Source organism: Microvirga ossetica (genome assembly GCF_002741015.1).
GTDB lineage: Bacteria > Pseudomonadota > Alphaproteobacteria > Rhizobiales > Beijerinckiaceae > Microvirga > Microvirga ossetica.
The window spans coordinates 161973-175662 of sequence record NZ_CP016616.1 but is presented as its reverse complement, the minus strand read 5'-3'; the positions used below and the strand labels follow the sequence as shown (position 1 = coordinate 175662).

11 protein-coding genes and 1 tRNA gene are annotated in these 13690 nt (G+C 58.5%); 5 read left to right on the top strand and 7 right to left on the bottom strand.

Going from position 1 to position 13690, the window contains the following annotated elements:
* Positions 1-52: 52 nt before the first annotated feature.
* From BB934_RS00740 to BB934_RS00720, 5 genes are all read right to left on the bottom strand, one after another.
* Positions 53-841 carry a class I SAM-dependent methyltransferase gene (locus BB934_RS00740; RefSeq protein ID WP_237050131.1) on the bottom strand — a complete coding sequence of 263 codons (789 nt, stop codon included), beginning with the start codon at positions 839-841 and terminating at the stop codon, positions 53-55.
* 224 nt (positions 842-1065) lie between these two features.
* Entirely contained in the window at positions 1066-2229 is a 1164-nt protein-coding gene (locus BB934_RS00735) for a GNAT family N-acetyltransferase (protein WP_099507927.1), read from the bottom strand.
* Between the two features lie 14 nt (positions 2230-2243).
* Complete coding sequence (locus BB934_RS00730; protein WP_099507926.1) at positions 2244-3092, bottom strand: calcium-binding protein; 849 nt, start codon at positions 3090-3092, stop codon at positions 2244-2246.
* Positions 3093-4302: 1210 nt separating this feature from the next.
* Entirely contained in the window at positions 4303-5286 is a 984-nt protein-coding gene (locus BB934_RS00725) for an IS481 family transposase (protein WP_099507925.1), read from the bottom strand.
* Between the two features lie 191 nt (positions 5287-5477).
* A complete protein-coding gene (locus BB934_RS00720) occupies positions 5478-6746 on the bottom strand; it encodes an IS701 family transposase (protein WP_237050130.1) in 1269 nt (422 codons plus the stop codon).
* A 41-nt stretch (positions 6747-6787) separates the two neighbouring features.
* Here BB934_RS00720 and BB934_RS00715 point away from each other — a divergent pair, with 41 nt between their 5' ends.
* Positions 6788-7486, top strand: a complete 699-nt coding sequence (locus tag BB934_RS00715) for a GNAT family N-acetyltransferase (protein WP_157933949.1) — start codon at positions 6788-6790, stop codon at positions 7484-7486.
* 133 nt (positions 7487-7619) lie between these two features.
* Here BB934_RS00715 and BB934_RS00710 read toward each other — a convergent pair whose 3' ends face one another.
* Positions 7620-8915 (bottom strand): ISNCY family transposase, encoded by a 1296-nt coding sequence (locus BB934_RS00710; RefSeq protein WP_099507922.1) that lies wholly within the window; start codon positions 8913-8915, stop codon positions 7620-7622.
* 108 nt (positions 8916-9023) lie between these two features.
* Entirely contained in the window at positions 9024-9368 is a 345-nt protein-coding gene (locus BB934_RS00705; RefSeq protein WP_099507921.1) for a VanZ family protein, read from the bottom strand.
* A gap of 345 nt (positions 9369-9713) precedes the next feature.
* Here BB934_RS00705 and BB934_RS00700 point away from each other — a divergent pair.
* The 4 genes from BB934_RS00700 (at position 9714) to BB934_RS00685 (ending at position 13579) form a co-directional block, all read left to right on the top strand.
* Positions 9714-9798 (top strand) — tRNA-Asn (locus tag BB934_RS00700).
* Between the two features lie 74 nt (positions 9799-9872).
* Positions 9873-11156 carry an IS66 family transposase gene (gene tnpC, locus BB934_RS00695; RefSeq protein WP_099507920.1) on the top strand — a complete coding sequence of 428 codons (1284 nt, stop codon included), beginning with the start codon at positions 9873-9875 and terminating at the stop codon, positions 11154-11156.
* Positions 11157-11603: 447 nt separating this feature from the next.
* Positions 11604-12251, top strand: a complete 648-nt coding sequence (locus BB934_RS00690) for a sugar transferase (RefSeq protein WP_099507919.1) — start codon at positions 11604-11606, stop codon at positions 12249-12251.
* Between the two features lie 251 nt (positions 12252-12502).
* Positions 12503-13579 (top strand): polysaccharide deacetylase family protein, encoded by a 1077-nt coding sequence (locus BB934_RS00685; RefSeq protein ID WP_099507918.1) that lies wholly within the window; start codon positions 12503-12505, stop codon positions 13577-13579.
* The last annotated feature ends 111 nt before the right edge of the window (positions 13580-13690 follow it).

Sequence of the window (13690 nt, the reverse complement as noted above, 5' to 3'; positions counted from 1 at the left end):
ACCGGCCGAGACTCTGAACGGCCAGATCCGGAAACAACTCAACCATCGAGGGCTAAGACCACGCGTAGAAGCGGAAATTCGCCTCGCAATCTTCCGCCTCGCCAGGTTTTTGAAGTACCCACAGATTGTATGACGCTAGATTGCGCGCCCCTAACGAAAATCTGGCAGAGTCGTAAAGATAAGAAATTAGATAGAAAGGCATAAAAAACTCAAAATAGTAGCTGCTGTAAAACCCGGGTACGTAGTATGCCTCTTTAAATCCTGTATTCGAGATAATCTGCTTTAAGGATGAGTAGTTGGTGCGGTCGTAAATCGCCTTGAAGCCCAATTCTCCTGGTGAATCGGTGAATTTATCCAGGAGTTTTCGAGATAATTTTTGAGGCAGCATCCGATTAATGATTGCGAATGGAGAGAACCGTCCCGGGAACTGAGCCAGCAGGTACCCTCCAGGCCTCAGGATCGAGTAGGCGTTCTGCAAGAACTTTTCGTTGTTCGCGAAATGCTCTATCCCCGAATTGATCATGACTAGGTCGACTGAATTCGGCGGAAGCGGGATCTCTTCGACGGCATCGCATACGATTTTCTGGTCGAGAAGCTGGTTGGGGATCATCTCGTCGGCATCGATATCGACACCGATAAGCTCGATCCCATACCATGCTTTGTAGTGCCCCGGAAAATTCCACTTCTTCCCGGCCCCTACATCGACAACCTTGCGGACATTGGGATGGGAGAGCAGCATTGCTCCGATTTTCCAGTATGTCCCAAAGACATTCGCTTCATGGACATGCGGGGGCGTTATTCGCCTTGCAAGTTTTTGATTAAGCTGAAAAAAACGATGCATTGCCATTGCTTCGCATAAATAGCCCTCCGGGCCGCCACGGAATTTACAACCCTAGTTTACCCTCGCAAGAGGGCTTCGGATTAGTGAAACTTAGTATTAGAGAGTGCGTGGAAGTTGTAATGGCTGCCCATGCGAAGCGTGCCGGGTAACGTTTATACGGAACTCAGGTGGAAATTGCGAAGGTTACACCATGTGCCCAGGATGGGCGCCGGAGCCGCATTTGCTCATGCCCCGGTCGCCTGAGGGATTTCTGCTTTGCCAAGCACGCCCCGACTGCGAGATGAAAAGGCACTCGATCGTTTTTCGATCGCCCGCGCAACATGGAAGCTGACGTCCTGAAGGAGTGTCACCACGCCGGGCAGGGTCGTAGGATAGTATCGGAGAGTTACTCTATTCATTGTTTTTGCTGCCCAGGTTTCGTGCCAAGCTTCGGCCTCGCCGAGAAAATGATGTCCGAGGAGTCCTTCCGCCTGCCCATGCTTGAGTGCTTCATGGCTAAGCAGTAACCCTGGCGAGCAATTGGAGAAACCCTCATCGTAGCCGATCTTGAGCTCCCATGATTTGTTGCCCCATACGACATCGATACGAACGGCCGTCGTCGTGTCACCGATCTTCATGAAGCCGAGGCGCAGGGCGCCTTCGCGAGCCATTCGGTCGCAGTACATCCGAAAAAACGAAGCCCGCTGGATGTCGTACTGCAGACCGGTTGCTGCCCTTCCTTTCCAGCCGGAGGATTCGACCCGAAAGAACTCGTCGAGAAGCGCAGGGAGTTCATCGGAGTGCGGTCTCAGGATGTTAAACCTAACCGAGCCATACTTTTCGGCTGCCTTCCGTTTGCGCCTTAGAGTGCAGCGCCGGCTTGCCGACATGCGGTCTTCAAGGTTACCACCGGGATCGTCGAACGGTACGAAGGAATCCTTGCTGCCGCTTGCTGCCACCATCCTCAGGCCGGAACCGGAAGTCGTTCTGAAGCACTGGTCGTCCTGACATTCGGCGGTAACGCCTTGAAGAATGAAAGGATAGCGCAGCGCCCTCAAGGCCTTGAACAGAAGCTGCAGATGCCGCTCGTCCCGTGCGATAAGTCGCTGAGGCTCAGCCAGCATGTAGTCGAGGCATTCCAGTCGGTGAGTGAGGCCGTAGCGCCGGAGCACAAGAGGCGCGACGGCCTGAAGGACGCCCGCCTCTTGCACGATTACAACGCAAAACTTATCGTCTCGATAGGTCTTTGCCGCCGAAATAATCCATTCAAATTGGGCCATAGGCCATGGAATATCGCGGGCCAGAGCGTGCCACTGCTCTTCGAGTGCTTCAAGCCGTGGCAGCTCACCGATCACCTCGACCTTGGCTGTCTTCGCAGCCAGGGTTATAGAGGAGTTCTCTTCCTGCACCTGACGACTTTCATTTAGACGATGAAGAAGTCCTTGTGCGTGATCTCGAGATGCTTCGACAGCTTCGCGATAGCCTGCTGCTGCGCGCCGCCTGTCCCGTCACGATCGTAATAGAGGTAGCCGGTGTCATCGTTGTAGATGATCCGGTCATTCGCATCATGTGCTTCTGACCCGGTCCAGAAAGCGCCAGACTTGAGCGCCCCCTTCGCCCCCACCTTTGTGAAGATGGATCGAGCGAGGTGGATGCTGTCGTCCCGCACGGAGAAGTCAGTGATCGTGTCCCTGTTCGCACTGATAGGGGAGACATCGAAGACGAACCTGTCGTTGCCTTTTCCGCCAGCGAGGGTGTCTTTCCCAAACTCTCCGTAAAGATAGTCGTGCCCCGAGCCACCATTCAGCTTATCGTTTCCTCGACCACCATACAGACGATCGTTGTTGTCACCGCCACTAAGGGAATCTTTGCCACCGTAGCCTTTCAGATAATCGTTGCCGGCCACTCCAAAAAAGCGGTCGTTGCCGGAATTTCCTAGAAGCCAATCGTTTCCAGTTCCACCGTTGACCAGTGTCGCTCCGTAATTGAAGCGCGCGGAGGTTAGGTCGACTAGATCGTTTCCCGTGCCACTGTAGAATTGTGTGACGTTGATCAGGCGTGGGGTGTCGTAACCTTTGACGTCGAGAAAGATGACGTCGACATCCGCAGTGCCATATATGGAATGGGTTTCGAGACCGTTGCCCCAAATATCATTGTTGGAGATGCCGAATATTTCCCCCCCGGGCGGTCCGCTCCTAGGCGGGTCACCTGGGCTGCCGAGATCCCCCCAGGGATTACCAATAGGTGTGCCGCTCCAACTAAGATTCGTCATGGTGCTAGCCTCGCTAAGAGCTGAGCGCTGAGGAGAGCCGAGCGCTCCGGTTCGGCAAAACAAAAAATCAGCAGCCTTCTCCAGGGTAAAAGCCTCAGCTTGATCCCCGCATATGCAGCATGTGAAAGTATATCGATAATTACGAGTGAGAAAAAATAGCTCTTAATAGGATATAAGCTCTACCTCAACATAGGGTATGACCTAATACCAAGTCCCCTTTGGTAACTCTATTGGTCAGTCACCAAGTCCGTAGGCTGTCGGGCATTACTATTGAGCGGTTAAATCGTTCCACGCAAAATAGTCGGGTCGAGGACGCCGTTGTGGGTATGGAGACCCGGTCGAGCCGCGACGTTGCTTGGGTTATGACGATGATCCGGTGACCTGAGCAAAATTCAAAGCCGGGCTCGTCGATCACTGCCCGCGTCTGCTCATTCGAAACGGGGTGAGTAACATAAGCCGCTTCCGGCTTCTCGGAGCTGCGCTAAGCGCTGCGCTCGGCTCTGGTTCTCACAAAGGCCAGGAAAAGGCCGGCAACGAGACTCACTACGCTTCCGCCAAACGGCGCCCCCGCAAGCGCAGGGAATATCCCGTAAGACAAAAGCGTTGCGAATGTGATAGATCCACCCAGCAGGGCCGCGACCAATAGCAAGGGCATCCCAGTCCTCAACGCAGTTACCTCACTACTATGGGGTAATCCCTTGTCGAGTGTCTAGCCCGGACAGCACGAAACTTTTGCGGACAGGTATCGCGTTGAGCTGCGCAAAAGGGGCAGCGAACCGACGTTGGCGTGTCGGGGTATTCGTTCCTACAACGCGAGATGTCGGCGCGTCTGGCCGCTCTGTAAGCCGGACGGCTTCGGCGCCAGTCAGATAAGCCGCGCTTTGCACCTCAGACCGGTCCAACCCTGCAGATGGGCTCGCCAGTAACAGCTGCATCTAAACTTGATCTGCCGCAGGCCTGATTTCGATGACCCGCACAATTCTATAGAACTGAGATATCTCTATATGGTGCTACCGCTGAAGACCATCTGACATAAGACGGGCTGTTGACTAGGTTGAAGGCGATGCGGGCAAAGTACTGGTGTAGAGGACTCTGCGGAACTTGCCACGAGACAGTATGTTAAATCTGTCCTACCGACCTGACCCGTCCATGGGATCGGTCCAATCGCAGAAAGTCGGTTTAGGGTTTAGGGAGTGACATGCATTCGCGGCTAACTGTCTGGATGCGAGACCTCCTTGGCGCGAGCGACGACCCTGAGGGCTGGCGACAAAGCGTCTGAATCGGGCGGCTTGTAGCGCCGGTTGGCCCGCTTCGGCTCGGCGGCCAAGCGGCTGTGCACCACCTGCTCGGGGGATCGTCCCTTCAACACGCGTTGGCGTCTCTGGTTATAGGCTTGGTTGAAGCCCTTGAGCAGCGTCTCCAGATCCCGGTGGCTGTAGATCGTAATGCCCAGCACCTCGCGCTGCACCCGCCCGTTGAAGCGCTCCACAAGGCCATTGGTTTGCGGCGTGTACGGCTTGGTCCTGCGGTGCTCCACCTTCAGTTTGCGGCAGGCGTCCTCGAAGCCGTCGGCGGTGAAGCAGGAGCCGCGGTCGGTGAGCACGTGCGTGATCTTGAACGGGAAGGCACGCACCGCCTCATTCAGGAAGGCGATCGCGCTGGTGGCCAGTTCGTCGTCCTTGACGGCGAGATGCACCCAGCGTGAGCAACGGTCGATGGCGACATACAGGAAGCGCTTGCGGCGCTCGCCATTTGCGGTCTGCAGCTTGGGCAGGTGCTTGATGTCCATATGCACGAAGCCGAGATCGTAGTCCTTGAAGGTGCCGCTCTTCCGCTTGTGCTGCTGCGCCGGCAGGCGTCCCAAGCCCTCAGCCTTGAGGATGCGGTAGACGGCATCGCGGTTGAGATGTGGCAGGAAGTGCGTGACGATGAAGGTGATGTCGTCGAGCGGAAAGCCGGTGGCCTGGCGCAGGGCGCAGACGATGGCGCGCTCTTCCTCCGTGGCTTTCCAGGGCAGCTTGTGCGGCCGGCTGCTATGGTCCTGGCAGTCCTGCGCCCCACGTTTGCGCCACTTGCGGACGGTCTCGGTGCTGACGCTGAAGCGCTGGGCCAGCACGCCGGTGGGCTCGCGCGAGCGGGCGATCTCCTGGCGAACGGCTGGGGTGGTGCGGGCTTGCGGATGAAGGGAGTGCATCACGTCCTCCTTCGACGAGGGGCTCGGCGTCGCAGGCCATCGAAGCGCCAAGTGTACTCCTCAATTGCGTAACGCACCCGATCCCAACAACGTTCCGCTACCAAACAGCTAACACTACAGTTGCACCTTTCGTTTGCGATGTGAGGCTTGCGCCATGGCCTGATGCGCTCGTCGCCACGCGGACCAGGCGATCACGAAGGCAGGCTCGATCCGGCGCTGCTGGAGACGTGTGGCGACCCGGCGGATTTCCTGGACAGACCAGCATACCAGCGCTGCAGTCGGGCTTCGTCGTTTCGTTTTTGGGGTGAGGTAAGGCGGTTGGCGTGCTCACGCACCACCGTCATCATGGCAAACGCCAGCATCACCAGCGACACATGCCGATGCCAACCGTGCCACGAACGCGTCTCATTGTGCGTCAGCCTCAACTCCGTCTTCGCGGTCTCGAACGCATCCTCAATCGCCCAGCGCTGGCCCTCCACCCGCACCAGGGTCTCCATCGGTGTGCCGGCCGGGCACCAGGTCGAGAAGAACGCCAGATCCTGATCGCTGATGCTGCGCCGGATCAGCAGGCCGCGCATCCACAGGCCGGTCAGCGCCTCGTTGAATTCCTCGGCCTCGAGATCGGCCAACGCGACATAGGCCCAATCATACAGGCGCGGCCCCTTGGTGCCGATCCCGGCCGACAGACGCTGCCAGGTCTTGGGAGCAAGCCCCTGTGCAATCGTCGCGGCCGTGCCGGCCACCGGCGGGCTCTTGTCCCAGGAATTGAAGCGGTCTGTGGCTTGAACGCCCAGCACGTAACCCTTGCCAGCTCGGCGCAGCTGCATGGCCAGGGCCCCATAGATGGTGTCGGTGGCCACCCACTCAAACGGTACGCCGGCCGCCAGGGCCCGCTCGATCATCGCGGCGGCGATCTGCGGCTTGGTGACGAAGCGGATCGCATCGGGCACGTGAGCCGTGGCCAGGCGCTCGGGCTTCGTCGTCCAGTCCTTGGGCAGATAGAGCTGGCGGTCGATCAAGGCGCAGCCCTTGTCCGACGCGTAAGCGGCAAACACGCCGATCTGGCAGCTGGCAATCTTGCCGGCTGACCCAGTGTACTGGCGTCCCACCCCGCACGAGTTCTGCCCCTGCTTGAGAAAGCCGGTCTCATCGATCACCAGTACCGCTCCGGGAGAGGCGAGCGTCTCGAGCGCATAGTCGCGCACCATGTCCCGCAAAGCATCCGCGTCCCAGTGGCTGCGCCCGAGCACCGCCTGCTGGCGCCATGGTCCCGGATCACCGGCGGCTTCCGCCCGCATCCAGCCGGTCTTGCGCCGCTCCGGCCCGAGCAGACCGTCGAGGAAGGCGGCCGCAGAGGCCGCGACACTGGGATGAGCAAACTGGAGTTTGAGATCAGCTTTGACCTGACGCAACTCCACACACCAGAGTTCGAGCATCTGCTCGATGGCCACGCCTGACATGGCAGCCTCCTGTATCAGATCAGGAGGTAATTAGGGCGCCTGTGCAGCGTGCAACTGTAGTGCTAAGGAGAGCGCACGAGCGGTTCCGTCGTTATCTCATGCACAATGGCGTTGTCGATGCTGCCTTCCACATCGCCTATCGTCTGGCCAACAGCGTTGTCACAATGCTGGTTCTCCAGATCCTCATCCTGGAGCAAGGCGACATGGACTGGAGCCTGGTCGCGAGCTGGGACGACCGTTGGAGGTTTTTGTGTCTTGACGAACTGGTGCGCTTTGCCGAGCAGGATCCGTCGCTTGAACTGGACGCCGGCTTCCTCTCTGCAGCCTTCGGCCGAGGAGACCGATGTTACGGGTTCGTCGAGAACGGAATATTGGCAGCCTATGCTTGGTACGCGACGCGTCCAACTCCTGTCTCACCGCGGCTAACGGCGCATTTCCGACGAGACTATATCTATATGTACAAGACCTTCACCGCGATGGCCTTCCGGGGCCAACGGCTCTGCGGCGCGGGTGCAGCCCAAGCTTTTCGGGCCTTGGTGGGCGATGGGAGATATCAAGGACTTGTCAGCTATATTGAGGTGCACAATCAACCGTCGTTGAAATCTCTCAAGCGTATCGGCTTCAAGACGATCGGGAAGGTACTTGTTCTGGGTGGGAAAGATCCGCACTTGTCTTACTCCAGCCCTGGCGGGCGAGCGCTGTTCCGCATCGCCGTCCACTCCTCGATGACAGAGGGCTGAGGGAGCGGAAAGCCCATATCGCGTTATTCCTTTTGCGAGATGAGCACCCCCCTAGAGAGTGTCAGAACTCGTTAGACAAGTCTCTGATTGTCCTCATTAGAGATGTCACCTCCGGGGAGTGACTGCTGAGAGCTCAACCCACCTTGAACAGGCTCTTGCCTTGGCCGCGCCGCCGCGGGGCGCTGTTGCTCCGGCTCATGTCGAGCTCCTTCTGCCGCTCGGCAATGTAGGCCAGAACCGGGCCCAGCCGCTTGTTCTCGACAACTGCCGCCTGATCCACCTGCTGACGGCGGTCAAAGGGCCTGTACGGCAGCTCCAGGCCCTTGTGCTTGATGGCAAAGCGCCCATCCGGATAGTCGTAGACGGTCACCCGCTGGCGGGCGAGGGACAGCGTGATCGCGTTCGGCTCGAGAATGAACAGCACCTGGTCGTACTGCAGGGTCAGACTGCGCGAGACCGTCCGCTCCTCGCGCCAGGCGAACACGTCATCCAGCTCATCGTCTTCGCTGAGCGGGCGATGCAGGTCCTTGTCGCTGTAGGGCGCCTTGGCAAAGCGGCGGTTGAAGTCCGCCATGAATGCCGGCAGGAAGGCATTGCCCGCCTCAAGGGTCGAGATCCCAGCCAGTCGCATCTCCTTGACCAGGCGGTCCTGCAAGGTGCCGTTGGCGCGCTCGACGCGGCCTTTGGCTTGGGGCGAGTTGGCGCAGATGATGTCGATGTTGAGCTGATGCAGCGCCCGCCCGAACTGGGTCATGCCGTCACCGCCCACCGCTCCTTTGCCGTTGACGCGGAAGACGGCATGCTTGTCGGAGTAGAACGCCACCGGCTTGCCGTAGGCCTCCAGGTACTCCCGGGTCGATCGGAAATAATCAAAGGTCGACTCGGTCTCGACGAACTTCAGGTGCATCAGCCGGCTGGTGGCATCGTCAATGTAGACCAGAAGCGTGCAGGGTGGGCCGCGATCCTCGAACCAGTAGTGCTCGGAGCCGTCGATCTGGACGAGTTCGCCGACGCAGTCGCGCCGATAGCGCGGCTGGTGCACCCCTTTGAGCTTCTGCCGGCGCTCCTGCCAGAGACCCGCCGCGATCATCCAGCGCCGGATCGTCTCGACACCCAGATCGATGCCGTGCCGCTCGGCGAGCTTCTCGCAGGCGAGCGTCGGGCCGAAATCGGCATAGTTGGCTGTGATCAGCGCCAGCACCTCGGTCCGCAGCGCCGCCGGGTAGGAGCGGTTGCTGGGCTTGCCGCGCCGGCGCGACACCAAGGCCGTGGGACCACCGGTCTGATAGGCCTTGAGTAATCGGAACACTTGGCGCCGTGTGATCCGCAGCAGTTGGGCAGCTTCGCGCACCGTAATTCGCTCCGCCACGACGTCCCGCAGAATGTGAACCCGATCGATCTCCGGCCGGCTCATCCCGATCACCGTCATCAGACCCAATCTCCCCAGCACCATCACCCAGGGAGAGTGACATTTGTAACGGGGAGAGGAGTGACCTTTCTAACGGGGTTCTACAAGAGAGGCTCCGCATGGTTCCTTTTATGGAACTCGTTTCTGGCGCGCTATGAACATGGCGAAAGCTGCTCCGACCAGAACACCTGACGCTTTCACCAAGCCGTCCGGAAGGCGACCGTGGCGGCCAGGAACATGATTCTGCGCGATTTCCAGGAAGCCGACAATTCCGATCAGCAGAATGAGGACCGAGAGCCGGTGTCTCGGGTAGCCGAGACAGAACGCGGCTCCGATAGTGGCAAAGGCGGCGAGCCTCTCCAGGCCGACCGGCGCCCCGGTGACGGGCCGCAATTCGATCGGCGACAGGGTGAAGATCGCGATGGCGCCGATCAGCAGCCATGCAACCCAACGAAAGAAGACCTTGGATGTCATGTGAGCGGTTTAGCCGATTGCGCCGCACAGGGGCATGGCTCTTTCGGGCTGTTCGATGGCGAGATTAATCCTCATTGACAGCAAGCGAGCAGATCTGACGACCAAGCAGCGCGCCGCAACCAATTGTCATGGTGGCGTCAGCCGACAATGTCGTCTTCAGCCGAATGTATGAACGAGAGAAGCGGAATTCGTGATCTGGAGTAGTTCATTATAGCTAAGATCCCGATCTTGCAATGCGGAACAAACCGATAATAGATTCTTGGCCAAGCGATGGGCTGGAAGCGCACAATACATAGCGAGATGTTCTGTCCCAGTCGAAGGCTCGTCAAAGTCCACCGCGTATGATCCCAGATGGCGAAATTGGAAGACGCAGCGTGCTGTTGACGCGCCGCCGCAAGGCGTGGGGGTTCGAGGCCCTCTCTGGGAGCCACCTTCTTCGTAAGTGTCGTGCAAGTAATTACCCAGGCCCTTGCACAAGTCGGGCTTCGCTGATTCCATGCCTGTATGGGCCGCAGCGATCTTGAGCGTCTGAGCAAGGAAGAGCTGATCGAGCTGGTGCTGCGACTGCAGCGGCCGCAAAAGACCTCACGCACGTCCTCCAAGCCGCCCTCGACCGATCGCAAGGAGCAGCGCGAGCGCTCCAAACCGGGCGGAGCCAAGCCCGGTCATGAAGGCCACAGCCGGATCCTCAGCGCCACGCCTGATGAGGTGGTCGAGCACCGTCCTGACCGGTGCTCGTGCTGTTCGGCTGTCCTGATGGCGGATTGGCCGGCGGAGACGATCAGCCTCCACGAGCAGATTGAGCTGCCGGAGGTGGCGCCCCGCGTCACCCAGCATCGGCGCCTGGCGGTGCGCTGCCGGGCGTGTGGAACGCGGGTCGCCGCGGCCGTGCCGGACGCCGCAAAGGGGACACCGTTCGGGCCCCGCGTCCATGCCATGGCGACTTATCTCAAGACCTTCCAGGCTCTGTCCTACGAGCGGCTGCAAAGCGCATTCGCGGATCTGTTCGGGCTCACCGTCAGCCAGGGCGGCCTGATGACCATGCTGCGCCGGGCGCAGGGCGCCTTCGCGGGCGAGCGCGACAAGGCGGTTGCGGCGTTGCGCCGGGCCCGGGTCATCGCCTCGGATGAGACCGGCGTTCGGATCGAGGGCTGCAACGCCTATCATTGGGTGTTTCGCTGCGCCGAGGCGGTGGTCCATCACGCCTCGCCGACCCGGGGCGCCATCGTGGTCCGGACCGTGATGGCCGTGCACCGGCCCGAGGTCTGGTGTTCCGACCGCTACAGCGCGCAACAGCGCCATGCCGACGCCCACCAGACCTGCCTGGCCCATCTTTCCCGCGACGTCGCCTCTGCCGATGAGGCGAGCGCGGATGTCCTGCCCTCCCGCCTCCAGCTGTGGCTGCACCGGGCCTTTGCCCTGGCGGAGGAGGTCGCAACCCTTGCCGCCTCGACCCTCGCTCGCAAGCGCCGCGCCCTGGAGCGCAGTCTGGACGCGATCCTGGCCGCGCCGACCTCCTGCGATCTGGCCCGTGACATTCAGAACAAGGTCCGGCGCGCCCGCGATCAGCTTCTGACCTTCGCCCACTGGCCTGGACTGGTTGATGCGACCAACAACGCCTGCGAACGCGCGCTCAGACCCGCCGTCATTCAGCGCAAGGTGACCAACGGCTATCGCTCCATGTGGGCCGCCGAGGGCGAAGCGGACATACGCACGGTCGTTGACACGGCTCGTCTCGGTCCGGGAACCAATGCGTTCAAGATAATTCTTCAGACTGTGTCCGCCTGAACCTCAGTGCGAAATAGGGGCGTGGGTAATTACTCGTGCAATTGGGAACAGACTCGACAAATCGTGTCGCCATCAACGAAGACAATTGCGTGATTTTCATGGGTGAGATGAGTGAACGTGACGCCCTTACGCAACATAGTCGCCGATTCAGTCCGAACCGCGTTTCTAAAGACCTCGTGCACCGCAATGTAGTTTTCGGCCCCTTCAGAGACGGGGGGGCATGTTCCCATCTATTCAGGGCTACTCTACTTCATGAGTATTCATCTTAGCCGCTGCTGAGCGCAGCACAGGGCAGGCCCCTTAAGTCGTACTGCCCTTGATAGACTGTTCGGACACTCACAAGACAACTAGATTCCAGCATCAGCGAACCAACGTGCTTAAGAGCCGGTCATACGGCGCTCCCTCCCATCGACCAAAGTACTTTTGACCTTGTACTGGATGTACTCGATGAATGAAGCAACTCAGATTCTTCGTTTAAAGGTGACAGGTGGTGATTCAAAGCGAATCTTCGACTTTATCGTAAGTGCTCTGGCAATCATCATCTTAGCCCCGCTTATGATAGCGGTGTATCTCTTGATCGTGATGACCGGCGGAGGGCCTGCGGTTATCAAACATATGCGCCTTGGCCCGTCAGGCAGCGTGTTTCCGTGCTTGAAATTTCGAACGATGGTCGTCGACGCGACTGATGTGCTGGCGCGCCATCTCGAGAACGATCCCGCCGCTCGAGAGGAATGGCAGCAGAACCACAAGCTGAAAAACGATCCCAGGATCACGCCAATCGGGGCGGTACTGCGTAAAACCAGCCTTGATGAACTGCCCCAACTTTTCAACGTCCTGTGGGGGCATATGAGCCTCGTCGGTCCTCGACCGATCACGTCTGCGGAAGTTCCGCACTACAACAAGGCGATGCATCTCTATTATCAGACTCGGCCCGGAATCACCGGACTTTGGCAGATTAGCGGACGCAACAAGGTCTCCTATTCTCAGCGCGTGAAGCTCGATGAGGAATACGTCACGAAGTGGTCTTTCAAGCGCGACATCATGATCCTTCTTAAAACAGCAGTTTGCGTGATCATGATGGATGGATCCTGCTGAGATATCTCCGATGGTCATTTTCGCATCGGCATCTGAGAGCGGCTTCACACTTTCATGGCGCTGGCTTTGTCGATTGCGATTGGGGCCGTACCTCATGAACCGGCGCGAATGAGGTAGCTTGTAAGAAGCTTGACTAGGTATTTTACGGACTAGGCTCATAGGCTAGAATGCCACTCGATAAGTGATTTTAGAGGAAGACTCGTCGGCAGCAGGCGGACGAAAATAATTTCATATTTGGAGGAGTTGCTCAGGTGGTGCTGGCTATCGATCGGATGAACCTTCATCTCAGGCAATCCGGCGTCGTGCCTGTACCTAGAATATCGAAACGGCAACGGCTCGCCTCAATCATAGCGGCAACCGGTGGAATAAGGGTTCTGGAACGTCTCCCGCAGCAGAACTGCCTGGTTGTCCTCAACTACCATCGGATCGGCTCCGCTAGCGAGACCGTGGGAGACCCGAATTTGTACTCCGCCACTCCAAGCGATCTAGATGATCAAGTCAGGTGGATCAAACGGCATTATCACATCAGCTCGCTAGACGAGGCTATTGCTTTCGTCGAGGGGCAGATAACATTCCGCAAGACGGGGATCTTGTTCACTTTCGATGATGGTTACAAGGATAATTACGATTACGCATTCCCTATTCTTTACAAACACAAGGTTCAGGGGACATTTTTCATCTGCACGTCTTACATTGGAAGCTCGCAATTGCCTTGGTGGGACAGAATTGCCTATATGCTGAAGATGTCGCGAAACTCAAAGATTGTCTTGCATTATCCTGAGTTCATGACTCTCGATCTCGGTGAAGGGAAGCTCGAGGCGTTGAACCGTCTCCTCGGCATCTACAAGGCCGGGCATGATCTCAATAAAGATCAGTTTCTCGAGGAGATCGCCCGGTCGACCGGGACCGGAGACGAACGGCCCGGTGAGCGAATATTCATCAACAAGACAGAGCTCAAGGAAATGTCGGGGAATGGTATGGCGGTTGGCTCCCATACCCACTCACATCCCTTGCTGAGTCATTTAAGCCCTGAGCTTCAATTGGAGGAGGTGAGTGTTTCGAAGGAGATGCTCGAACATGACCTCGGCATCGACATCCAATCGCTCGCCTATCCCGTTGGCGCCCCGGACAGCTTCGACGACAGGACGCAGGAGGCTCTTCGTCGGGCAGGCTATCGGATCGCGTTTTCGTTTTATGGTGGGAAGAACATCGCCGGAAAGACCAGTCCATACAATGTCCGGCGCCATCACGTCGGAGTAGGGGATGGCGAGCCGCTTTTCAGGGTCCGCACATCGACGGCAGCAATCCTGGGAGAGCCACTGTTTTGAATTTTCCGTAGCAGCCGTCCGGGATATTTTGGAACCGGCCCTACCCGTCACGCCGAGGCCGACCGCGCTTCATGCAGCGCCCCAATGTCTGCCCATCAGCGAGCCAAATCG